Genomic DNA, 24,036 nt, shown 5'->3' with positions numbered 1-24,036 from the left:
CTCCTTTACAGTCAATAAACACGAGAGAAATCCCTCTTTAACTATAAATTAATCCCATATAAAATAAAACGATTACACTATAATATCTGTATAATTTGGTTTTATTCTGTAATGTCTTTGAAGTTAGTATAACGACCGCCTGTCCCTTTGTGTGCAACGATCGCCTGCGTAATCGAGCGGGCTGTCTTGCGAAGGCCGAGCAGGAACAAAAAAGTCGGGCCATGGCTATATGCTGTAAGAGGCCCGGCGAAATACAATCCTCGCACACTTGTCTCAAAGCTGCCATTAAGCCTTGGATATCTGACGTCTCCTTGCTCTCTTTGTATCTCTCTTTTTAGTTGAATTGATAACATTGGTAGATTATTTACATTCATCATAAAGCCAGTAGCCGCTATGACATGATCGGCGATTCTGCGCGTCCCGTCGGAAAGTGTTAAGATAATTTTATCTGAAGAAGTTTCCGTTTTCTCGATCGTTACGTTCCCCGTCTGTCTTACCTTCCCTTCAACCAAGGGCTGTAAAAAGGCGGCTACCGGTGCACTGGACATTTCAGAATCTCTTATCCGTTGTTTGACTAAAGGTGAAAGACCATAAAATTGGTTCCCCAGAGTTTGCAGTCTAAAATCATCCATCCTATTAACGGAGTAGTTGGGCAACATACGCCGGTAGATTATTTCGACATCCACCTCCGCTTCCCTAAGTAATACAGCCGCCTCCCAGGCGCTTTGCCCGCTTCCTAATACAATGACGCTCTTGTTGATAAATGCGGAGAATGAAGTATAGCCCGAGCTATGTGAGACATACGTCCCAAACTGTCCACGAAGTACTTCTGGTATGTATTTAAAGTCACTTATGCCCGTTGCAATTACAACGTTTCTGGTCATATATGTTTCACCTGTCATTAGTTCCACTTCAAAACAGTACTCTGAGCCTCTGATCTTTTTTACCTTCTCCGGTATATAAGTAACTTCGTTTTTTTTCATAAACCATGAGGCGTATTGAATAAAACTGGAGCGCGGCAACGGATAGTCAAGTACGGCATCTGTTTCTTCTGCAAATCGCTCCATGGTGTACCTCGATTCATAATCCGAGAAGCTGACGAACTGGCATGGCGTACGGATGTACATATTTTGGGGCATATCTTCTTTCCAGAAACTCATCGGCTGTCCAAACATCCTGTAGGATAATTGCTGAGCCGACGCATTCGCGGCTAGCGAGATACCATACGGGCCCGCACCTACAATTACAAGATCCAACATTGCTATGATCCTCCTTGTACATTCCATTGAGTAAAGAAAGTTGACGAAAAAAGCTAGAATCGATTTAATCGACCCTAGCTTAGAACATCACTTTGAATTTAAGTGTTTATTATATAGCGATGTACGATCTCGGCATCGTCTAAGTGAATCACTCTATCTTTAAGCTCCTGTACGTTTTCATGTCCTCGTCCGCAAATCACAACAACATCGTCCGTACCCGCTATTTGTAAAGCATATTCAATTGCCGAAGTCCGATCTTCGATCTTTATATAATCACAACCGGTTGTCGTCAGCCCTGCTTCAATATCCTCTATAATCAGCAACGGAACTTCTGAACGAGGATTATCGGAGGTTATGATACAATAATCCGAAATCTTCCCTGCGATTTCACCCATAATCGGTCTCTTTGTTTTGTCCCGGTCACCGCCGCAACCGAAGACCGTTATCATTTTACCCGTGGCAATCTGCCTTATGGTTTGAAGGATATTCTGAAGAGCATCGGGCGAATGTGCAAAATCGATGAATACAGAATACCCTTTTGGTGACGGAATTCTTTCAATTCGGCCCTTTACGCCTTCAACAGATTCTAATCCCCTCACGATCTCATCAATGGTGAGCCCCAGTAGACTGCAGACGCCAGCGGCAGCCATTGCATTATATACGCTAAACGTCCCGGGGATCCTATACCGAACTTCGCGCTCTTCCCCGTAAATTGACAACGCGAAATTGGAACCTTCCGGCATCATACGGATATTAAGTGCCCGAACATCCGCCTCGGAATTAATCCCGTAAGTCATAATGCTGCAGGTGGCTTCCTCTTTGATCATCTCAGAAACAGGGTCATCCATATTAATAACGCCGTGCTTGCACATTTTAAAAAGCTTCATTTTTGCCTTCAAATAGTTCTCCATTGTGCCATGGTCGTCAAGGTGATCTTGCGTAAGATTGGTAAAGACCCCTATATGAAAATTACAATCGTCTACGCGGTGTAATTCCAATCCCATCGAAGTTGCTTCCATAATTAAGTGGGATACGCCCTCTTGTTTCATATCACTAAAGATGGCCTGAAGATCCAAGGATTCAGGGGTGGTATGAGTTGTACGGTCCGTGGCAATAACTTGGTTACCGCGTTTAATTTCAATTGTAGTCACGACGCCCGTACGGAATCCTAGCGTCTCAAGAATAGAGGATATGATCATATTCGTGGACGTTTTCCCATTCGTTCCTGTTATACCAACGACATTCATGCGCTCCGCCGGGTGCCCATAAAATGCGCTGGCTACCTTGGAAAGGGCCTCTCTGGTGCTTGTAACCTGTATTACCACAACGTTTGATGGCACAGATATATCCTCGTTCTCCACCAGAATTGCAACCGCGCCTTGGCTGACGGCATCCTCGATGAACCGGTGACCGTCTATTTTGAAGCCTTTGATACATACGAAAAGCGAATCTCTTACAACTTTTCTCGAATCATAGGCTATCGACTGGACTTCTGTTTCCATTGAACCTTGAATTAACTTATATGTAACGTTGTCTAGTAACTCTTTTAGTTTCATTGATAACTCACCTCACTGGTTAATTCATTATTACGTAGTATACACCAAAATGAGGTCACTTAGAACATATTCAAACATACTTAGCACAACTTACAAGTTTAGTAATACAGGTTTGACTTTCTCCAAGTCAGTATCTCTTTACGAATCTCTTAAATTATCGAAGTGGTACATAATCGGGGAACCAAATGGCCGCCTCCCTCCTGTATTCCTTATCATTATCGGAGCCGTGTATTAAATTGCGACATAATCTCTTTTCCTCTTTAGCTGCTGCGAAGGTATCATTACCGAAGTCACCACGTATTGTACCTACTCCCGCCCTGGGAGGATCAGCAAATCCAATCATTTTCCTCGCGTGAATTACCGCATCGTTTCTTCTAAGAATTATTGGCATCACATACTGACCTTCATATTGATCAAGTAGTGCATTTTTCACATAGTCCGCTTCCTGTACAAATGATTCGTAATGTGCAAGGATGACTTCTGCTGAAGCCTTACGGCAGTCAATATACACTATAGAAAAGCCGCCGCCGAGAAAACGGTTCATGATAGGGGATACCAGTCGCCTGTAAATAGCATCAGGTTTCAGTAGAATCAAAGTCTCCATGGAAGACCACACTTTGTGAAACGTTCGTTCAGATAATGAATGATTTCGACTACACAGCTATCTGACGTCATTGACGTATTATTAATAGACCTACCACGAGGGTCAAATTCGGAGAACTGCAAGAACAACTGCGTCATCTGATCAGCATATTTTTCTTCCAGCTTTACGCGCGCATCATCATAGGTTAATGTTGGCCGAGAGCTCAACCTTCTGCTCAATTCCTTCGTATCCGCATATAAATAAATGCTCACAGTTGGAAATACAACATGTTGGATTAAAGGTTTAATAATGGAAAAGGCCTGTTTAACGGAAATCTGGTGGCGCAAGTGGTGCTTTATTAACAATGAACTCAAGTACCGGTGGATTACGACGGGCTTCCCCCGACTGATTCTTCTGGCTTGGTCAGAGACATGCAGAAGCCCGACAATATGAAATAGTAATTGAGGAAGAGGAGACAACTCTTCTTGAATAAATTTGCTATCAAATTTCATAACGTCAGGTATAACAGTCAGATACTCACCTCCAAGATGTTCTGCAAGCATTTCTCCGACCGTAGATTTACCTGCTCCGTCTGGTCCCTCTATGACAATGATGGGATAATTCCCTACTTCAGAATCTTTATATTCGTCTCTGGCATGTCCGTGCCATTCATGAAAGAACCAATCCACCTAGGGAGTACCTCCTTTAGCGATTCCTTCTCTAATTCTTTAAGATCGAGCTTGAGGTCGTTCCTAAGTAGACACGGAAGCGCAAATCCTTCCGGATCCACTCTAATTGCGTAGAAGCCTTCTACGCAAAATGGCCTTACATCACATGTCTCGCATTTGCCGACATGCGTACGACCGATCGTTTCATCCATCATACGAATGGATGTATGCTCATTCATATCGATTACGCGTAAATTGACCCCAATGCCCCTGGACTCTATTCTAGCTTTGCCCCCCCGTGCAATAAGCGCATCAGCTACATCCTTTGTGCTCAACATCTTCCGGGATTCACTGTTGTTGTGATCCGTCCAAACCAGTTCGAGTATTTTTATGGGTACACCGACTTCTTCCGCAAACCCGATAATATCGAAAATTTCGTGCTGGTTCTCTGGCATCAGCAATGTATTGATTTCGACATGCGGGATGATGCTTTTGGCCAACTTAATGGCATTCTTTATTTTATCGATACATTTCAGTTTTTCGATTTTATAAAGTGTTTCATTTGTGAAGGCGTGTAAAGAAACTTTCAGTTTATCGATATGCATTCTGGAGAGCATCTCGTACTTTTCTTCAAAAAAAACTCCATTCGTTGCTAGGACGATGTTATAATCGTCTGTACTGTGAGGAGGAATAGAGTCCAGGATTGGCTCCAGATGTGGTGACAACAAGGCCTCTCCGCCAGTAAAATAAATGACCTTGACACCTAATTGAATTAAATTGTCTACCAAGTTTATATAATCTTGAGTATTGAACAATTGTTTTTTCGGAACCATGTCCTTCCCGTTAAACTTGACTGGAGGCGTAGCGCCTTCATTGTGACAAAACCAACACCTGGCATTACAATTACTGGTCAAGGAGATCCGAACACGTCCATCTCCTTTTTTGAAATATTCAAACTTTTCTGTTAACTCGTTTTCAATCGTTTTCACGAGACCCCACCCTTAAAGATTATAATATTTAAACTGTGCTAACAACTGTTTCCTTCTTTTCCTAATCATTTCCCTCATTAAAGTTATTGTTTCTTGGACAAATTAATCCAGTGGACACTACCTTCATGCCGAAATACATTTTGTAAGTGTGTGATAGTCGTTTGGGATGATAAAACAGAGTATTCTAACTCGTTATAACAGTGCAGGAGACAATACTCTTCCAGGTGGAGCTAAGAATGAAAGGTGTTCCTCTTCAGTGTTGGAACCAAATCTTTTATGAAGAGTGTTCAACATGGATCGTGAGCATATTGTCTATCCTTTATTGGGTTTTGTTTGGAAGAATAAATTGAATGCGTCATCATAAAAAGAAGTTTTCCTTTGCTCATATCGTCTTTCACCTGAAATCTCGATCTCCTGCACATATCGTGTATCTTCCGGCATCAACGTAGCAACAAGATCAGCCGGAACTAAATCCTTATAGAAGCTTTGGATATGATGGAGCGTATAATAAGCTTCTTTGGTCAAATTCAACTGGATCATCGTATCTGCCCACTCGTCCATATTTTTAGCAGGATCTGTGTAACTTAAGCGGATTGTATTGGCGATATCGATGATCTTATAAAGAACAACATCCCTCCTCCCGCTGCTCCAAATACTGCTTGATCCCTCACGGTGGAAGTGTACACAAAGGTGCGCAAGATGCGTCTCCCAAGGCAGACCTCTAATTGTGTAGTGAACTCCTTCATAAACAAATGTTCCTTGGTCAAACACTTTCCTTGTAATGTCGTTCTCTTTATTGTCAAAATGGAAATTGATATCGATCTCATGCTTATCTAGGAAGGCTCCGTCCAAAGCGCGGACATAGGGAACCAGATCGTGGTGATTCATCCGCTGAATCATCTTTTCCCTCCGGGTAGCTTCCACTAATTGACCATTATGCATCATACTTTGAATATAGCCAGCTTCACGCAGAATGATATCCAGCTTGTCCAAGTCGTCCTCGAGAACGAGAATGTCGCTATCATTGGACCGTCTTTCCCCCAGAGCATATATGGAAGCATTGAATACCGCCCCTTTCAAGGCAGCGTAACGAATTCCTTCTTCTTCCAGCCTGTTCAATATCGGCAGGAGTGCCTGATTAACCTCCAGCGTTTGCTGTCTTTGGGCTCTTACAAGTAGATCTAGCGCTTTCAAAAACTCAGGAAAAAGATATTGCCGCTGGTCTTGGGACAGTCCAGAATAAAAATAACCACCAAGGCGATGATGAACAAGTTCGCCTCCCACGAGCCCCCAATCCATTTCCTCGCTAACCAGTCCATTTAGCTTTTCTTCCTCGGAGTCTGTCCGATTTCTCAAACAGGCTGTCAAAATGAGATCATATTCTTTCTTCAACATAACATTTCACTTCTCCAATTCAAGTAAATTCCCAATGTTACCTCTCAATATCAATGCTCTCGCAGTTTTTCTGTCAACTCTGTTAAAAGCGAGCGGAAGGAAGAAAAACGTTCATATATCAGTTCCTCATCGGAATAGACGATGTTGAATTTCTCCTCCAGAGCGGCAATTAACCTCACGACGAATAATGAATCCAGGCCAATGTCCACCAAATTCTCTTGATAAATTGTGGTATAACTGATTTGATTGCCGAGAATTTGTCTAATTACATCGGCAACTTCAATCTTGAGGTTGGAGATAATATTCACGCGAATGTTCGCCTCACTTTCCGGTATGAAAGTGGATCGGTTCAATATTGGAATCTAAGTTCTTCCGTGCGTATGCACTATGTTTCAAGCGATACTCAATAGGAGTAATGCCTACAGTTCGTTTAAAGTAATGATTAAGCTGCCATGTTGATAAATATCCGACCTGAGTAGAAATTTCTTTAATTGAATCCGTAGTTTGCACAAGAAGGTTTTTGGTGGCTTCTATTCTCACCAGTTGGAGATATTTTATTGGAGGAATTCCAAACACTTTTGAGTAGGTATTGCTTAAATAAACTGGATTACAGTGAATCAACTTCCCTAGTATATCGAGCGTAATAGCCTCTTTGTAACCTTTTCGAATATACCTGTTAACTATTAATAGCCTTGAGTCAATGAACCCGGATAAGATACGAGCTGATTGGCTCGATCCTTTTTCGTTCGTTTTAATTGGAAGGTGCGCAACCACTTTTTCGATTAGACGTTCAAGCTTTTCATACCCTTCATTTGGAGCTAATGAAGGACTCGTCTCCTCCTCCAGTAGTTCACGGATTTCCTTTAATTCCACTAGGGACAATAAGGTTGGAATTTCCACTCCAGTTCCTATTAGAGAAAACGTAATCAGTTTGATCTTCCAAGTATCATTACAGTCATTTACTATACTGAGACTCTTGCACACCATGGTTTGTCCTCTACTTTTGAAAATCTCGTTTCCATCCGACAATAATTTGATATCCGTTATTGGATGGACCAAATAGTACCCATCTTCTTCGTTTATTTTCTTTCTTCCATTTGGAAAAATATTTATTTCGCTTATACAAGTAATTTTCACCGACATAAAACACCTCTAGTGAGAACAGAAGAATGTTTCCCCCGTTAAATATACTATATATTTACTTATAAGGATATATATTAAATATACATTCTGTAGAATTTTGTGTTTTATGTATTCCTTTGCGTTCGATATATCGAACCTCGTACTTAATCGCTGCTCATTTCCAACAATATATCTCGTAGATCAGAAAGGGCATCGGCATCTTTTTCCTTTATTTCATGAAGAGAGGCCTCGATCAAATCTAAATAGCTATCCTTGTTTGTTTTTTTATGCATCAGCACCAGAAAACGCAGACTATCTGCCATTTGTTCAACCGACTTATAATCTCCAGCAACTTTTTCAAGTCTTGTATTGCTACCCCTCTTTCGATTCTCATACAAACCTTGAATATATCGGATTCGCTCGATCATAATTTTTTTATGCTCCCATATAACATGAAAAGGGCGCACATCACACTGAATGCCGGTTTTCTTTATTCTTTCAATAAAACGTATCATCTCTTGATAGACGTTTATCCCATAGACCAATCTCTCGTCATAAAAAAAGGATGAGAATTTATCTGAGTTATTGGTAGAGTTCAGATACTCAGTCAACATTTCAACGACCAATATTACATTAAAACGATACTGAAAGGAGTGGGCCGGCTTTAGTATTCGAATATTCCGGATATAATCATAGGTCATATTGACATGTGAATAAGCTTGATTAAAATCCTCCATCTTTAATTCGAATTCGACATAGTTCGCCTTTATGAAGCTTGCGGCATGATAGACCGATCGTTCTTCATCATATCCCGACAGCAAAAGGTCGTGATCATTATCATACTTTTGATAAGAGTTCCGGCCGGGAACATAGAATTCGTTAACGTATGTATAAATACAGTTTCCCAGATCAATGGCAAGCTTTATCCATTCTTTGACTTCATTATTAGAGACAAGATCCCTGCTAATCAGTTGATGATCCAAAAGTGGATAGTAACTCCAATCATGGTAACGGTAAAAATTAACCGGGCAAGCGTCTCCTTCCATGTTTTTATAACAAAATAGCTGGATGTAATTGCTGTAAAACCAAGGTTGAAAACTTTCATGGGTTGCCATCACCGAAAGCGGATAAGCATGATGCAAATAGGAAATTATTTTAGGGTGTTCCAGTTTAATCCTCAAGAATCTTCACTCCTGCAAATTTCACTACTCGGCGGTTAGCGTTACTAGTTATTTGAGTGTTGCAGTTTCACTCAATTAATCTTGATTTGGAATAACCTGTTGCGTGATTTGATATTTCGATTTACGCAGGTAGATTTATGTCCCGCAAAAAATCGAATAGTGAGGTTTTGTGAATAGCATGTAATTGCAATGGCGATCAGACCAATCTTGACGCTTACTTTCGAGCAGGGCCTAGAGGATTTTATGCGACATGTTTTTTTCAAGAATTAGGTTATTTAGTTGCCCGATTGGACTTGGAATTGTTCTAAAGCTTTTAAGATGCTTATTTCTAGAAGTGTATGTTTGGTTGTAGAGTCACGAGATAAACTGATTGGAGCTTTAAGTGGTGTATTTAAGTTACACATGATTCGGGGATTTCCGGAATGGTTTGGCGAACCGCAATGGTATAAAAAGGGGTGGCATAAGAACACGTCTCCCGCTTGGCCAAGCACTTCGACCACTCTCAGGTTGATCCCGTTAGAATCTATATATTCTTCCTCCATAAACCTCTTCACACGATCATTACTTAGGGTATGGTCATTCTCAGAGAGGATCTGATCCGTTGTAACGATAATCTTTTTATCTGATTCTGATATATCCGTCTGACTGTTTGTGAGCTCTCTAATCCACGGATGACTCCGGTTGAATAATGGTATTGCATCTTTGTATTCAAGCCCTTCCGGATATTGAGACAGAAAGTTAGTTACAAGTTTATGAGATCCTTCGGCAACAAGTGTTGCCCCCCCTTTGGTCTCAACGTTGGTAAAATAAGCAATCAAAATCAACCCTTGCTCCTTACTGTCCACCCTGTTTATAAAATGCATCCCATCCCAATGCCATCCACCGGCAGGTACTGTCCATTCTCGATCTCTACCCAAACCCAGATTGATCGGCCACCAACCAAATGGTATTCCTAGCTTGTTGTAGTCGAGTTCTAAGCGATCTTTACCTAGCAAACAATGAATGGAATCAATCAATCGGGTCGTTGAACACTCACGAAATATCCCCTCACTGTAGTTTTCCTTCAACAAATAGAAGTCATTTTGCCAAGTAGATTTGTCATCCTGCAGAAGACCCCAATTTTTATATAACTCTTCCCATATCAACTCTACAGCTTTCTCAGTTAGTTCTTTAGGAATAGCCGATTCGATCTTGATCCAACCTTTATCAAAAAATATCTCTACCTGTTGGTCTGTTAATGAAAACACTAAAGAATCACCCTCACTTATGAAGTAGTGTTCGATTTATTTCTCCAAATTCCTATAGACTAAAAACATTCGAATTTCTCAATACAAGCTTTATTAATTGTACCTCTTCATCCAATTTATTTCAATTCTATTATAGGGGTTTTTTGGTCAAATTTCCGATGTTATGAAACAAAAAGTATTTTTTTACAGAGGAACGTCTCCGGCTGGAAGAAGCATGATGTTACACAATGATTCAGGAGAAGTTGGATCAAAAGTTACGCCCAACTGGGTGAGGAATACTAAGCTACGCCTGATGTCTGTTAGTATATAAATTCTTCTATCTCTGTCTGTGCCAATTCCTTCTGATTTAACTCATCTGATTTTCGGATAAATCTGACTTTCTCACCTAGATTCATCTGTATCAGCTCCAGAAAACAAAAATACCCCGTAATTAGTTACAATTACTGGATTCAAGATCATGATGTCTGTTATTCGGAGTAAATGCTGTCACGCCCAGCAGTCTAATGTAGTGTAGTGCTTAGTAAAATTCAAATGAGCCCATCACCCTAATTTTGATGTTGTTTATTACCAAATTTTATAGGAAATGGGCTAACTTTGTTCTATTAAAAGCAGTGTAAGGTACTAGCTTATAAAACATCATCATCATCTAGCTCATCTGCCTGACGTTCATAATCTTCTAAATTAGCAGGGATCTTTAATCGTACTTTATCGCCATCAAGGGTTACTACCATTTTGCTCGCATGTTATTGGAATGTAACGACTGGTTAATTATCCTTGTATTTTTCCAGAACTTCTGTCGCCCTGTTTATAAGTTTATCAAACAACTCTTTCTCTCTTTTGGTCGTAGTTAGCCATAATTCACCATACTCTTTGACAAATGCTTGATATAATAAATTATCATCATCAGTCTTTTCAATTTCTAAAATCTCTGCCATAACCCTTTTATTTTGGAAAAACTGAAATGACCTTTCCTAATTTCCCCTTCTTCCCGTTTGTTAAAATTACGGTCTAAATTATCCTCTACAAAATCTATCTTTATAATATGTGTAAACTCTAAAGGTACTCCTTGAATTGTTGATGAATAGTATTCAATGTTGTTCTTTAACAATATGCTTTCGAGTTGTTTTAGCTGATACCCTAGTACTTCGCACATCTTATCCTTCTCGTCACTCTTTTTTCTAATAGGTGTCTTTTCTAATGACGGTAGTACAAATCCATTAAGAATAGATAGATCATTTATCAGATCAACATTAAAGCTAACAGTGAACGAATATACTTTTCTTAAATCGATTTATTGTAGATCATTCAAAATGACTGAATCGAATTTATCAGCGAGTGTTGGATCAAGAATATCAGTCTCACGCAATACATACTCCACTTGACATACCTCCGCAATCCATATTTTATATATATGCTCAGAAATGAAAAAGTCCCGAAATTAAATCATCGGGACTTCGCAAGTTGAATTATTTTGGTTTTTGCAATTACTTACTTAATTAAAAATGCTAATTTATGACTGACCATTCGAAACGAAAATTGGGCCGTCCTCACCTGTAGGACGGCCCATGATGTTTGTTATATATGTGGTGCCACAATTTCTTTACTAGTTCCACAGATTTATTACTGGTTCCATACATTTATTACTGGTTCCATAGATTTTTATCATCAGACATATCTGACATTACCTACTACAACTTACTCCACCGTAACGCTCTTCGCCAAGTTCCGCGGCTTATCCACGTCGTTGCCTACTGCGAGCGATGCGTAGTACGAGATCAGCTGCAGCGGGATAACCGATACGGCTGGCGACAGCAGCGGCAGCGTCTTCGGAATCGCGAACAGTTCGTCGACCGATTTGCCGACTTCCTTTTCGCTTCCTGCGTTCGCAATACCAAGTACATGCGCGCCGCGCGCTTTCACTTCCTTGATGTTGCTCAGCGTTTTCTCATACAGCTCTTCCTGCGTCACGAGCGCGATAACTGGAATGCCGTCCTCGATCAGCGCCAGCGTGCCATGCTTCAGTTCGCCTGCGGCATAAGCCTCGGAGTGGATGTACGAAATTTCTTTCAGCTTCAGCGAGCCTTCTTGCGCGACTGCATAGTCGACGCCGCGGCCGATGAAGAACAGGTTCTTGTGTACAGCGATCGACTCTGCCACTTGCTTCAGCACAGCAGCTTGATCCAGTACTGCTTCGACTTGCTCCGGCAGTTGCTGCATAGCAGCCAGAATCTCGCTGATCGCAGCTTGCTCAACGGTACCAAGCGTCTGTGCCAGGTAGATACCGAACAGGTAGAACGCGATCAACTGCGACGTGTACGCTTTTGTCGATGCTACGGCGATTTCCGGACCTGCCCACGTAATGAGCACGTCGTCCGCTTCGCGTGCGACAGAGCTGCCTACGACGTTCGTAATCGCAAGTACACGCGCACCGTTACGCTTCGCTTCGCGCAGTGCTGCAAGCGTATCTGCCGTTTCGCCCGATTGGCTGACGACGATAACAAGCGTATCCGGCGTAATGATCGGGGAACGGTAACGGTATTCCGATGCAACGTCCGTCTCAACCGGAATGCGCGCCAGTCGCTCGATAACCGTTTTGCCAACCAAGCCCGCATGATAAGCCGTACCGCAAGCGACGATATGCACCTTACGGATGCCCTTCACTTGCTCTGCCGTCATGCCGATTTCCGTCAGCGACACCGACTTGCCGTCATCCGACACGCGTCCGCGCATCGTGTCACGGTAAGCTTTCGGCTGCTCATAAATCTCTTTCAGCATAAAATGATCGAATCCGGCTTTCTCTGCCGTGACGAGATCCCAGTCGACATGAAATATTTCCTTGGAAATAAATTCGCCTTCCGTCGTCATCAGTTCGACACCGCCGCGCGTCAGAACCGCCATCTCGCCGTCGTTGAGAATATACACATTCCGCGTATGCTCCAAGATCGCCGGAATGTCGGAACCGATAAAGTTCTCGCCTTCTCCGACACCAATGACGAGCGGGCTCGCAAAACGTACCGCAACGAGCTTCTCAGGCTCGTATTCCGTCAGAACGCCGAGTGCAAAAGCGCCGCGCATCCGCTTCACAGCGCGCTGTACCGCCTTCACGATATCGCCGTCATATTCATCTGCGACAAGGTGTGCAATGACTTCCGTATCCGTTTCCGACAGGAAGTTGTGCCCTTTCGCGATCAGTTCATCTTTCAAGTCCAAGTAGTTTTCGACAATGCCGTTGTGTACGACCGAAAACTTAGCCGAGTTGTCCGTATGGGGATGCGAATTCACATCCGAAGGTTTGCCGTGCGTCGCCCAGCGCGTATGGCCAATGCCTACAGAGCCAGCGAGCGGCACTTCTTGAAGTTGGCCTTCCAGAACGGCGAGGCGGCCTTTCGCCTTGCGAACTTCGAGTCCGTTCGTCGTGAACACGGCAATGCCTGCCGAGTCATAACCACGGTACTCCAACTTTTTCAAACCTTCGATAAGAATCTCCTGCGAATCGCGATTACCGATATATCCCACAATACCACACATAATTATATAGACCTCCGTCAAATTCGATTTTTGTCCTCGAATCCACGAATGCCTGCTGCGCGGCAAGCGGTATGCAGTTGCTATTACCCTCCTGCCCGCACCGATGCACAGCCGCATCGTGGACCCTAGGGCTTTCTTGGCTTGCTTATCTTCATCACAAATAATGCCTGTCAGTCTTCCTCCAAAGCCGCAGCCGGATGCTCCTTCATCCGTCCACCCTTCGAGTCGACTGCTCCTTGTAAAGCCCTTGCTTTCATTCCGCCGTACATTTGGCCGACCGGTTGCCCGCATCGTTTTGAGTAACGGCTTTCGGTATGAATGTGTACCGGGAGGTCCCCGCCGAAAAATCCGAACGCCTCCACCTCGTCAGCTTGCATGGCCGCCCTTCCCCTCCGTGGGAATGGTCATTGCAGCAGCCTTCCATCCGCAAGCTCTGGCGCTTGTGTTGCTTATGAAAACCTCAACCCTCGCTTTCAATTCCGGAATCATACAGTCTATCATATTCAGTTTTCATAAATTACGCAACCAATTTTTCTTCCCAAGCTTGCACCAAATCCATACTGGCGTCAGAATCGGTTCGCTAATGAAGCGTAGAAGCGCTATTCCTTGTGTTTTGAGCCTTTCTAAAAGCTAACAAACTCCAGAGGCGCTATCTCGTGCAATAACCATCATTACGGTCTAATTCTCGCCAATAACGTTCGATGAGTTCGTTATAATTTCCAAAGCAGAACATATCGAAGAAATAAGGCATTCTCGATTCGTTACGGCATAATAGGTTGCTGCATTACCATTTCCTTACCCGCAAAGCTCGTTTCTAAATCGTAACAGCCGATTCACCTTTAAGCAGGTCAGATTAGGCCGTGGCGTGCATTAACATTACGTTACCCTATACGCAATTGAGTAGTTACTCATAGAGCAACATAACTCAACAACCGTCCTATGGCATCCATCTCAGCCAGCCCCGGACCGCAACACACATCCTTCTACGTCCACCGCAGCGCCATCCGTCTTGCCCCTACATAACACTATATGCTTCAACAACTGTATAGGCATCCGTCTCAACTAAGCAGATGCCCTTATCAAGCAAAAAAAGTGAACAAACGCAATGCAATGCGCCTGCTCACCTCTATATCATCGATTCTTAACTCCGAACCGAACCGAGTATTAACCCAGCTCTGTCTTCACGACGTCAACGATACGCTGTACGTACGCTTCAACCAGATCCTTCTCCGGACCTTCCGCCATAACGCGGATAAGAGACTCCGTGCCCGATGGGCGTACGAGGACGCGGCCGTTATCGCCGAGCTCCGCTTCAACTTCGCTGACTGCAGCAGCGATTGCTGCATTGTCTTTGTACATCGTTTTGTCCGCAACGCGAACGTTCACGAGCACCTGCGGATATTTGCGCATCAGACCTTTAAGCTCGCTAAGCTTCTTGCCCGATTTGACGAGCGTATCCACGAGCTGCATAGCGGTTAGAATGCCGTCGCCTGTCGTATTGTAATCGAGGAAAATAACATGGCCCGATTGCTCGCCGCCCAGATTGAAGCCGCCGCGGCGCATTTCTTCCATTACATAACGGTCGCCGACCGCCGTCTGTGCCGTCTTCAGACCCAGCTTATCCGTTGCCTTGAAAAATCCGATGTTCGCCATAACCGTCGTCACGATCGTATCGCCGCTCAGACGTCCATCACGGCGCATGGCATCGCCGCAAATGCATAAAATATAATCGCCGTCTACTTCATCGCCGTTCTCATCGATTGCGATGAGACGGTCGGCATCACCGTCGAACGACAACCCGAGCTGTGCGCCGTGCTTCAGCACTTGCTCGCGCAGATACTCCGGATGCGTCGATCCGACGCCTTCGTTAATGTTGCGTCCGTCCGGCTCTGCGCCGACGGTAATGACTTCTGCGCCCAGTTCGCGGAACACGCGCGGCGCCAGCTCATACGCGGAGCCGTGAGCGCAGTCGAGTACGACCTTCAAGCCTTCGAACGAAGCGCTGATCGTCGTTTTCAGGAACTCCAAGTACCGATACTTCGCCGTATCGTCAGATGTAACCGTGCCAATATCTCCGCCTACAGGGCGCGGCAGCTCATCAACCTCAGCGTCCATCAGACGCTCGATTTCGAGCTCCGTATCGTCGGACAGCTTGAAGCCGTCCCCGCCGAAAAACTTAATGCCGTTATCCGCCACAGGATTGTGCGATGCAGATATCATAACGCCGGCATCCGCCTTCAGCTCCCGCGTCAAATACGCAACGGCTGGCGTCGAGACGACGCCAAGACGAATGACGCTCGCACCGATCGACAGAAGGCCTGCGATGAGCGCTGCCTCCAGCATCGGTCCGGAAATACGTGTATCAAGGCCGATGACGACCTTTGGTTTGTCCGCTTGGCCTGCCAACACATAGCCGCCGCAGCGTCCGATTTTATATGCAAGCTCCGGCGTCAGCTCCTGATTCGCTACCCCACGTACGCCGTCTGTTCCGAAATATTTACCCATAACTGTCCTGATCCCCTTCTGTGTCTGAAAATAAGAAATAAGTTCGCCAGCCGCAAGGCCGACCATTTATTGAACTGCCGCCGGTTCCGTATGCTCGCTTCCGGCGGCAGGCGTTTCAACCGCATCATGGTTCGAATGAGTCTCCGAGCTGGAGCCAGGTTCCGATCCAGTTCCCGCTTCCGTGCCGCCTGCGGCTGCTTCTCCATCTCCCTGTGAAGCGCCTCCGCTGCCAGCCTCATTCGCCGCTGAATGGCCGGCGTCGGTACCGGAAGCCGGCACCTCGCCTTCCGCTTTGCTATCTGTAATGTCGACCGTCACCTTATAAGGGAGCGGATTGACGCCAATATAATTCGGCACATGAATATTTAATACGATTTCATGTTGGCCGACGCCAAGAGACTCTAGCCGGGCTACCGCTTGAATGTCGTCCGGCCCCATCTTATCAATCAGGGAAGGCGCTCCTCGCACCGTAATGTCCATCCGTCCTTCTGCCGGACTTACGAGAGCAGCTTTCATCCCTTCCGCCAAACCGTTCATCACGATCGGCACTTGCTCAACTGTGCGGCTGGCCGTCGGTTCGATCTCAATCGTTACTGATACTTTCGCCGGATCCACCGCTGCAACGCCTTCGATCGGATTAATATCATACGTATAGGTGCCCGACCCGGTTACTTTGGACAAGTCAACGCTCAGACCATCGTAGAACTCCAGCTTGTCCAACACGTTCTGCGGCCCGTACACCGTCACCTGTTCCGTCGACAATGTCAGCTTCGCAATGCTTAGTCCGTCCGGTAGCTTGCCGGTATAGCCGATCTGCAGCGGCAGCTGCTTGTACGGCTTAGTAATCGGCACCTCAACCTCGACTACACTTGGGCTGACGACCGCATTCTTAAGCTCATTGCCATCGTTATCGTATACGACAACGCGAGCCCGCTTCTCGCTAACCGTCTCTTCTTCATTCGCCACGTTCACATTTACGGCAACCGCCCCGATGAGCTCCAGCTCATCCTCAGGCATCGTCACATGCACCCGGTTGTTAGGCTTCACAATCGGCTCTCCGACCTTGTAACCGTTAGCTGGCTCGCCTGCTGTTATGACTTGAACCTGGAATTCCTTCGTCTGCATCGGTTCGATCTGTACCGTCGCCCGGTTCGGCGTCATCTCGATCAATTCCACGCCCTTCGGCAGCTCGACGGATAGCGTAACCTCGCTCCTGCCGTTCGGTACGGCCGACAGATTCGCCGATACGACATAATCGTCGGGCGCCGCCGCAGCCAGACGCGTTCTCGAGCCGCTTACGACGAGTTTAACCGCTCCCGGCTCGATCGAACGCAGCGCGCGCGTCTTCTCGTCCAGACCGATCGTCTTAATCTGAACCGTATCGATGACATGTGTAATCGTCGTTGTTATATTCTTATTCTTGTTCGTCTCCGGATCGAAGTGAACAACAGCCCAGAGCAGAAGCGCCACAACGACGGACAACACTTTAAGTGCAGTCGGATGCACAAGCCATTTATCCATTCTGTTGATCCCCCTTACGGCGCCAGAACGAAGTTTTGACCTTCTCGCTCTGCGAACTTGGCGGGAGCAACTCTTCGAACAGCTTCGAGATCAACGACTCTTCCTTGATATCCCTAACGATCATGCCGTTCATACAAAGCGATACTTGTCCGGTCTCCTCCGAGACGACAACCGATACCGCGTCGCATACTTCACCGACCCCGATCGCCGCCCTATGCCTCGTCCCCAACTCTTTGCTAATGAACGGATTCTCGGACAGCGGCAAATAACAGGCGGCAGCCATAATCTGATTGCCCCGAATAATGACGGCTCCGTCATGGAGCGGCGTGTTCGGCGTAAAAATGTTCACGAGCAGCTCCGAACTGATCCTAGACTCCATCGCAATTCCGGACTCGATGAACTCATTAACGCCGGTGCTCCGTTCGAATACGATTAAGGCGCCGATTTTCCGCTTCGCCATGTAGTTGACGGCCTTAATGATTGCGGTGATCCGCTCGTTGATTTGATCCCGCTCCAGCCCGTTCGTCCGCGCGAACAGCTTGCCCCGGCCCAATTGCTCCAGTGCGCGGCGCAGCTCCGGTTGAAAAATAATGAGCACACTGACGACACCGAACGTGAACATTTGATTCATCAGCCACTTCAGCGTCCCGAGATCCAGCCACGTACTAAGCGCCCAAGTAGCGACAAGTACGAAGATGCCCTTGAGCAACTGAACGGCGCGCGTTCCGCGAACGAGCAATATTAACTTATATATAATGTAACTGACAATGACGATGTCGATAACATCTTTAATCCCATTCTGCCAGCTCAAATCATTGAAATAGTTCATGGATTTACAGGCCCCCAAGCGACAATTACCCATTCGGCAGCCATTTGACACGTTTCTACGGCACAATTGCACCGCGGATGACCATTTCTATCTCTAGTGGTCGATTGCCAAACTGACTGATCTCGATGTGCAACTCGTACAACTGACTGATGATTCAGTAGTCAACCTTATTATTTTCTAGAAAGTACAATGTAAATCCTTCTTATAATACAAAAAAAGTACCTTCCATTCAAAAACGGAAGGCACTTAAGCTCATTTGGTCATGTCGGTTACCGTCTCCGTCACTTTATACCAGAACCAATCCAGCGCCCGGTCGATCGTTCGGCTGGAGCCTGCGATGTGTGCAGTCGATGCAAGCTGCAGCTTGCCATCGATGACGGTGACGTTGCCGTTCACGTCTCCTTGCACTTCCGCTGTGCCGTTCTCGATCGTCAGATCGCCGTTCACATGGGCACCTTCAGGCACAATAACAGTATCGCCTTGTATGATAACTTGCTGCAGGTCATTGCCCTTCACGATTAATTCTCCATCCTGATGCCACATCGAGAGGAAGCTCGACAGCATAACGAAGAAAAATACCGCCGCCACCGATACCGCCGGATGATTCCTTACCCATCTGAACCATGACAGCTGCTTCCGATCCTTCGGCAGGACGGCCATTATGCGCTGGCGCAGCTGCTCCGATTGCCCCGGTTCAAGCGGAGCATGTGTATGAAGTGATGACGAGACGAGCGATTCCGTCCGTTCCAATTGCTCGAATCTTGCCCGGCATTCCGGACAGGCCAGCATATGAGCCTTCAGCTCTACCGTATCTTGTTGCGGCAGTTCGCCGTCCAAATAATCGTGCATCCAAATGATGGCGACGTTGCAATTCATAGCAGCCATTCCTTTCCCCTTCATGCTTAAACATCAGGTTGTTACTATCAACATACGCGCGACCGCCATCTTACGTTTCATTACCTATACGGCGATCGGCTTGTTTGGTTACAATTTGTGTTCCAGCCGTTTGCGGAGAAATTCCCTGCCCCGGTGTACGCGCGTCTTGATTGTCGTGACCGGCATGTCGAGAACATCGCTTATCTCCTGCAGCGACATGTCCTGCAAATAACGGAGAACCATCACTGACTTATACTTCGCCGGCAGCGTTGCAATTGCTTGATGGATAATCCGCTGTGTCTCCGACAGCAGCGTCTCGCTCTCAGGCGTCCGGTTGTCACTAGGCAGCATCGAATATCCGTCGAGCCCTTCATGCTCGGACGATTCCGCATCCAGCGAATAAGTCGCCTTTCTTCTTCTAAGCCGATCAATACACAGATTCGTTGCAATCCGATATATCCAAGTCGAGAATTTCATCGAATCATCGTACCGGTCCAAGTTCCGGTATACGCGCAGGAACGTATCCTGCACAACGTCTTCCGCTTCTTGACGGTTGTACAGCATCCGGTAGGCCATATGATACAGCTTGTCTTGATACATATCCACAATGTCGGCGAACGCTTGCTGGTCGCCCTTCAGCACCAGCTTGGCCAGCCTCGCTTCCACAGATATCAAAGTTATTCCCCCAGACGTGGCGCCTTCCGCGGTTTACCGCCGGAACGCCGCTCAGCCAATACGATTCCGCATAAAATAAGTACGATTCCTAGCACCTGCATAGTGCCGATGCTCTCGCCTGCAATAAGCCAGGCAGCGACCACCGCCACGGGAAGCTCTGCTGCTCCCAGCGTGGATGCCAGACTGCTTCCGATTGTCGGAATGCCTATCGTGAACAGCAATGTGGGCAGCACTTGCCCCAGCAAACCGAGTACAAGGCCGATTCCCGCCATCGTCAACTCGTCCTCGCCTGCTCCCGCATGCCATCCATACAAAGATGCGATGAGCGTGAAAGCGGTTGTCGCTACGATCGCCGATTGCAGCGCCGGATCACCGTCATACTTTATCCGGCCAGTCAACCATAAGAACAAGCTGTAAGATACCGCAGATAACAGTCCCCACATCGCCCCAAGCGCATCCATGCGCTCCATGCCAGCGCCGGTCAGCCCTACGGCAAACACCGTACCCGCCAGCACGAATCCGATCGACACCCAGCTCCACAATCCGGGAATCCGCCGATTCCAAATGCTGTCTATCAAAATCGTAATCCACGTAAACTGAAAAAGCAAGATAATCGCAAGCGATGCATCGATTCGTTCCAACGCCAGATTATAAAAAATCGTCGTCAGCGCCATCCCGAACAACCCGATCGAAACCATCTTAAGCCAAGGTCCCTTGAACGGATTGCGTCTCGCACTTCTTCTGAACATGACGATCAGCCACAGCAGCAAGGCGCCCATGCCGACTTGATGTACCGTAATTTCCTCGAAGGTGAAGCCGGCTGCATAGGTCCGTTTCACAAGCGGCGACAGAAATCCGTAGCTGGAGGCGCCTAGCAGAACGAATAACACAGATAAACCATAACCCGGCTTCTTCATTCCATAACCTCGCATTAAGATGTGCAAAAGGCCGGACGAAGCAGCCAACAGCCGCTTATTCGCCCAGCCTTTCAATTATTATTCCGGCGGAGGAACCGCCGGATCCATTCATTATCGTATGACGCGGTATCAGCCCGTATTCCGAAGGCCCGCCGCGATGCCGTTGATCGTCAGCAGCACTTCACGCAGCAGCTCTGCGTCGCCGGAATCGTCCGGAATCGAACGAAGCTCGGACAGCAGCTGCACTTGCAAGTAGCTGAGCGGATCGACGTACGGATTACGCAGACGAATCGATTCTTGGATAACCGGTACGTTGTCGAGAATCTCGCTTTGTCCCGTAATCTCCAGAATGAGACGCAGCGAACGTGCATACTCCTCTTCGATCTGGCCAAAAATGCGGTCGCGGATCGTTGCGTCCTTGATCATGCCCGCATATTCGCGTGCGATCAGCAGGTCCGCTTTCGCGAGCGCCATCTGCAGATTGTCGATCAGCGTACGGAAGAACGGGAAACCCGTGTACATATCACGCAGCTTCTGCATACGTCCGCTGTCGCCTTGTACGTACTGCTCCAGCGCGAAGCCCGCCGCGTACCATGCCGGCAGCAGGTAACGGCTTTGCGTCCATGCGAATACCCATGGAATTGCACGAAGGTCTTCAAAGCGGTCGCTATTCTTACGCTTCGACGGACGGGAGCCGATGTTCAGCTCGCCGACTTCCGCAAGAGGCGTCGATTCCTTGAAGAACGTCATAAAGTCTGGATCGCGGAAAATAAGATCCTGATATTTATGAAGCGCCGTCTCGGAGATGCCGCGTCCGATATCGTCCCAATCAGACTCAACCTGCGGCATTTGCTCTGGATATTTCGCCAGACGTGCTGCCGTAATGAGCGCCCAAGTTGCTTGCTCCAGACTGCGGTAAGCAATATCGTGCAGTCCGTAGCGGGAGGACAACACTTCGCCCTGCTCCGTAATCTTGATGCCGCCGCCAATCGTATGAGGCGGTTGAGCAAGAATACTACGGTTCAGCGGCATACCTCCGCGTCCAAGTGCACCTCCGCGTCCGTGGAAGAACTTCAGCTTCACGCCGAATTGCTTCGCGGAAGCCGTGATATCGTTCAGCGCTACGCGCAGTTCCCAGTTCGCTGTTACGACGCCGCCGTCTTTGTTGCTGTCCGAATAGCCGAGCATAATCTCGTGCACATCGTTCATTGCCGCAACCGCATCGCGGTAAATCGGCAGCTCCAGCAGACGTTTCATGATGCCAGGCGCAGCATGCAGATCGTCAATCGTCTCGAACAGAGGCACAGATTGCAGCGTACAAATGACCGAACCGTCAGCTTCCTTGCGGAACAAGCCGACTTCCTTCGCGAACACCATGACTTCCAGCATATCGCTTGCTGCTTCCGTCATACTGATCAGGTAGCTCGAGATGCAGTTCTCGCCGAATTCCTTCTGTGCGCGATATACCGTCGCATAGACGTCGAGGCATTCGCGAGTCGATTCGGAATATTCCAGATGGCCGCTCGTAAGCGGACGCGGATCGTTCAGCAGTTTCGCCAGCAGCTCCACTTTCTCGTCCTCGGAGAGGGCAGCGTAATCTTCGACGATATGCATTTTGCGCAGCACTTCCGCCATCGCATTCTCATGCTCTTGACTGTGCTGGCGAATGTCGAGCGTCGACATGTGGAAGCCGAACAGCTCCACTTGGCGAATCAGCTTGCTAATATGCGTATCCGCCGCATAGTCCGCATAATGGTGACGCAGACTGCGGTCGATAATTTTTAAGTCATCAATCAGCTCTTGCGGGCTGTTGTAGCGGTTAGCAGCGCCTTCGCGCGTATTGGCCAGCTTTTGCAAAATGTAACCGACCTTAATACGATAAGGCTCCTGCTCATTGCGCCAAATATCTACGCATTTCAGTTCGATATTCTCACGGTCGGAACGGAGTGAATCCGCCAGTTCCGTCGTAATCTCGACGATGTTCGTGCTGAAGCTCAGCAGTTCCATCAGATCGTGAAGCACTTCGCTGTACTTGTCTAGCGCCAGCGCACGGTGGAGCGTCAACGTCTCCCAGGTTACTTTCGCTTTGACCGACGGGTTACCGTCACGGTCGCCGCCGATCCAAGAACCGAACCGGAGATACGAAGGCACATGCCATTTCTCATCCGGGTAGTACTTCGTCAGGCAGCGTTCCAGTTCATCATATACGTTCGGCAGCGCCTCGAACAGCGTCTCGTCGAAGAAGAACAGGCCGTTACGCACTTCGTCGATAACCGTCGGCTTGCGGCCGCGCAGCTCGTCCGTCTGCCACAGCGTGAACACTTCGTTGAGCAGCTTCTCGCGAAGCTTCTCGCGTTCGCGGTGCGTCAGCGTCGGGTTGTCGAGCTCCATAACGTCGCCTGCGATCCGCTTATGAATATCCAATACGACACGGCGCGTTGCTTCCGTCGGATGTGCCGTCATGACGAGCTCAAGCGAAATGCCGCGGAGCATCTCCTTCACATCTTCGATCGCGATATTGCGTTCTTTCAGTACTTGCACCGCACTCTCGATCGAGCCTGGTTGTACGCTCTCGCCAGCCGAGCGCTCGTAGTCGCGCTTGCGGCGAATCCGGTGATTCTGCTCCGCGATGTTAACGAGCTGGAAGTAGAGCGCGAAGGCACGAATGACTTGGTGACGAATTTCTGGGTTCAAGCCCGCGACCGTCGACTTAAATTCTTCATACAGCTCCGGAGAATATTCCGCGCGAAGCGATTTACTCATTTCGCGTATTTTCTCTACGATTTCCAGCAGCTCTTCGCCGCCTTGATGGACGAGCACTTCTCCCAAAATGTTCCCCAAGAAGCGAACGTCCCGGCGAAGCAGATGGTTCGTGCTTGCCTTATTCGCTGTCGGGCTCGTTGCAGTCTGTTCCGACATACTGTTCCTCCTCCAGATCGCGCCGCGCGCTGCCGATTTCCGGCCGGCCTCATTGCCACGGTGCAATCATCTTCTGTAGCGTTGCTCTAACGTGGTATACGTAAAGTGTGGCTCGAATGAATACACTTTTTTCATCATACTACATTTCGGTGCTGTATTGAAGTGGTGAGTCAAGTTTCTGTCACATTTGCGAGCAGGAAAAAGAACCCTATAACAACAAAGCTCCTCCGCCAGTAAAGGCGAGGAGCTAATCGTGAACGTATGTT

At 47.1% G+C, this 24,036-nt stretch carries 20 protein-coding genes; all 20 read right to left on the bottom strand.

Annotated elements, in window-relative coordinates:
• Positions 1–101: 101 nt before the first annotated feature.
• The gene (locus tag PKO01S_RS12165; protein ID WP_164779583.1) at positions 102–1,259 is read right to left on the bottom strand and encodes an NAD(P)-binding domain-containing protein; all 1,158 of its coding nucleotides are present in this window, start codon (positions 1,257–1,259) and stop codon (positions 102–104) included.
• 98 nt (positions 1,260–1,357) lie between these two features.
• Complete coding sequence (locus tag PKO01S_RS12160; RefSeq protein ID WP_127531617.1) at positions 1,358–2,815, bottom strand: UDP-N-acetylmuramoyl-L-alanyl-D-glutamate--2,6-diaminopimelate ligase; 1,458 nt, start codon at positions 2,813–2,815, stop codon at positions 1,358–1,360.
• A gap of 154 nt (positions 2,816–2,969) precedes the next feature.
• On the bottom strand, positions 2,970–3,419 hold the full coding sequence (locus PKO01S_RS12155; RefSeq protein WP_127531616.1) for a nucleoside-diphosphate kinase: 450 nt from the start codon (positions 3,417–3,419) through the stop codon (positions 2,970–2,972).
• The gene (locus PKO01S_RS12150) at positions 3,407–4,087 is read right to left on the bottom strand and encodes an AAA family ATPase (RefSeq protein ID WP_127531615.1); all 681 of its coding nucleotides are present in this window, start codon (positions 4,085–4,087) and stop codon (positions 3,407–3,409) included. The genes PKO01S_RS12155 and PKO01S_RS12150 overlap by 13 nt, the downstream gene beginning before the upstream one ends.
• Positions 4,024–5,055, bottom strand: a complete 1,032-nt coding sequence (locus PKO01S_RS12145; RefSeq protein WP_127531614.1) for a radical SAM protein — start codon at positions 5,053–5,055, stop codon at positions 4,024–4,026. The genes PKO01S_RS12150 and PKO01S_RS12145 overlap by 64 nt, the downstream gene beginning before the upstream one ends.
• Before the next feature lie 312 nt (positions 5,056–5,367).
• On the bottom strand, positions 5,368–6,450 hold the full coding sequence (locus PKO01S_RS12140; protein WP_127531613.1) for a nucleotidyltransferase family protein: 1,083 nt from the start codon (positions 6,448–6,450) through the stop codon (positions 5,368–5,370).
• A gap of 50 nt (positions 6,451–6,500) precedes the next feature.
• The gene (locus PKO01S_RS12135; protein WP_218031478.1) at positions 6,501–6,758 is read right to left on the bottom strand and encodes an acyl carrier protein; all 258 of its coding nucleotides are present in this window, start codon (positions 6,756–6,758) and stop codon (positions 6,501–6,503) included.
• 13 nt (positions 6,759–6,771) lie between these two features.
• Positions 6,772–7,587 (bottom strand): AraC family transcriptional regulator, encoded by an 816-nt coding sequence (locus tag PKO01S_RS12130; RefSeq protein WP_164779582.1) that lies wholly within the window; start codon positions 7,585–7,587, stop codon positions 6,772–6,774.
• Positions 7,588–7,736: 149 nt separating this feature from the next.
• Positions 7,737–8,753: a hypothetical protein gene (locus PKO01S_RS12125; protein ID WP_127531610.1), complete on the bottom strand. Its 1,017-nt coding sequence runs from the start codon at positions 8,751–8,753 to the stop codon at positions 7,737–7,739.
• A gap of 275 nt (positions 8,754–9,028) precedes the next feature.
• Positions 9,029–10,000: a phytanoyl-CoA dioxygenase family protein gene (locus PKO01S_RS12120; RefSeq protein WP_127531609.1), complete on the bottom strand. Its 972-nt coding sequence runs from the start codon at positions 9,998–10,000 to the stop codon at positions 9,029–9,031.
• A 764-nt stretch (positions 10,001–10,764) separates the two neighbouring features.
• Positions 10,765–10,935 (bottom strand): hypothetical protein, encoded by a 171-nt coding sequence (locus PKO01S_RS28780; protein WP_164779581.1) that lies wholly within the window; start codon positions 10,933–10,935, stop codon positions 10,765–10,767.
• Between the two features lie 760 nt (positions 10,936–11,695).
• A complete protein-coding gene (glmS, locus tag PKO01S_RS12110; protein ID WP_127531608.1) occupies positions 11,696–13,528 on the bottom strand; it encodes a glutamine--fructose-6-phosphate transaminase (isomerizing) in 1,833 nt (610 codons plus the stop codon).
• A 170-nt stretch (positions 13,529–13,698) separates the two neighbouring features.
• Positions 13,699–13,905: a hypothetical protein gene (locus tag PKO01S_RS12105; RefSeq protein WP_127531607.1), complete on the bottom strand. Its 207-nt coding sequence runs from the start codon at positions 13,903–13,905 to the stop codon at positions 13,699–13,701.
• Positions 13,906–14,692: 787 nt separating this feature from the next.
• Entirely contained in the window at positions 14,693–16,033 is a 1,341-nt protein-coding gene (glmM, locus tag PKO01S_RS12100; protein WP_127531606.1) for a phosphoglucosamine mutase, read from the bottom strand.
• A 66-nt stretch (positions 16,034–16,099) separates the two neighbouring features.
• Positions 16,100–17,554, bottom strand: coding sequence for a CdaR family protein (locus tag PKO01S_RS12095; RefSeq protein ID WP_127531605.1), 1,455 nt, complete (start codon positions 17,552–17,554; stop codon positions 16,100–16,102).
• Complete coding sequence (gene cdaA, locus PKO01S_RS12090) at positions 17,547–18,383, bottom strand: diadenylate cyclase CdaA (RefSeq protein WP_127531604.1); 837 nt, start codon at positions 18,381–18,383, stop codon at positions 17,547–17,549. Before cdaA ends, PKO01S_RS12095 begins: the two co-directional genes overlap by 8 nt.
• A gap of 252 nt (positions 18,384–18,635) precedes the next feature.
• The gene (locus PKO01S_RS12085; RefSeq protein ID WP_307719830.1) at positions 18,636–19,268 is read right to left on the bottom strand and encodes a zf-HC2 domain-containing protein; all 633 of its coding nucleotides are present in this window, start codon (positions 19,266–19,268) and stop codon (positions 18,636–18,638) included.
• A gap of 99 nt (positions 19,269–19,367) precedes the next feature.
• A complete protein-coding gene (sigW, locus tag PKO01S_RS12080) occupies positions 19,368–19,934 on the bottom strand; it encodes an RNA polymerase sigma factor SigW (protein ID WP_127531603.1) in 567 nt (188 codons plus the stop codon).
• Between the two features lie 2 nt (positions 19,935–19,936).
• Complete coding sequence (locus tag PKO01S_RS12075; protein ID WP_127531602.1) at positions 19,937–20,851, bottom strand: EamA family transporter; 915 nt, start codon at positions 20,849–20,851, stop codon at positions 19,937–19,939.
• A gap of 129 nt (positions 20,852–20,980) precedes the next feature.
• The gene (gene ppc / locus PKO01S_RS12070) at positions 20,981–23,770 is read right to left on the bottom strand and encodes a phosphoenolpyruvate carboxylase (protein ID WP_127531601.1); all 2,790 of its coding nucleotides are present in this window, start codon (positions 23,768–23,770) and stop codon (positions 20,981–20,983) included.
• Between the last annotated feature and the right edge of the window lie 266 nt (positions 23,771–24,036).

The sequence above is a fragment of the Paenibacillus kobensis NBRC 15729 genome, assembly GCF_004000825.1.
GTDB lineage: Bacteria > Bacillota > Bacilli > Paenibacillales > Paenibacillaceae > Paenibacillus_T > Paenibacillus_T kobensis.
The sequence above is the reverse complement of the archived record's forward strand: the minus strand, read 5'-3'. Positions and strand labels throughout refer to the sequence as shown.

Excerpts from the sequence above, each read along its gene's own strand:
- PKO01S_RS12165 (WP_164779583.1), bottom strand. The coding sequence starts at position 1,259 with ATGTTGGATCTTGTAATTGTAGGTGCGGGCCCGTATGGTATCTCGCTA.
- PKO01S_RS12160 (WP_127531617.1), bottom strand. The coding sequence starts at position 2,815 with ATGAAACTAAAAGAGTTACTAGACAACGTTACATATAAGTTAATTCAA.
- PKO01S_RS12155 (WP_127531616.1), bottom strand. The coding sequence starts at position 3,419 with ATGGAGACTTTGATTCTACTGAAACCTGATGCTATTTACAGGCGACTG.
- PKO01S_RS12140 (WP_127531613.1), bottom strand. The coding sequence starts at position 6,450 with ATGTTGAAGAAAGAATATGATCTCATTTTGACAGCCTGTTTGAGAAAT.
- PKO01S_RS28780 (WP_164779581.1), bottom strand. The coding sequence starts at position 10,935 with ATGGCAGAGATTTTAGAAATTGAAAAGACTGATGATGATAATTTATTA.
- glmS (WP_127531608.1), bottom strand. The coding sequence starts at position 13,528 with ATGTGTGGTATTGTGGGATATATCGGTAATCGCGATTCGCAGGAGATT.
- PKO01S_RS12105 (WP_127531607.1), bottom strand. The coding sequence starts at position 13,905 with ATGCAAGCTGACGAGGTGGAGGCGTTCGGATTTTTCGGCGGGGACCTC.
- glmM (WP_127531606.1), bottom strand. The coding sequence starts at position 16,033 with ATGGGTAAATATTTCGGAACAGACGGCGTACGTGGGGTAGCGAATCAG.
- PKO01S_RS12095 (WP_127531605.1), bottom strand. The coding sequence starts at position 17,554 with ATGGATAAATGGCTTGTGCATCCGACTGCACTTAAAGTGTTGTCCGTC.
- cdaA (WP_127531604.1), bottom strand. The coding sequence starts at position 18,383 with ATGAACTATTTCAATGATTTGAGCTGGCAGAATGGGATTAAAGATGTT.
- PKO01S_RS12085 (WP_307719830.1), bottom strand. The coding sequence starts at position 19,268 with ATGGCTGCTATGAATTGCAACGTCGCCATCATTTGGATGCACGATTAT.
- PKO01S_RS12075 (WP_127531602.1), bottom strand. The coding sequence starts at position 20,851 with ATGAAGAAGCCGGGTTATGGTTTATCTGTGTTATTCGTTCTGCTAGGC.
- ppc (WP_127531601.1), bottom strand. The coding sequence starts at position 23,770 with ATGTCGGAACAGACTGCAACGAGCCCGACAGCGAATAAGGCAAGCACG.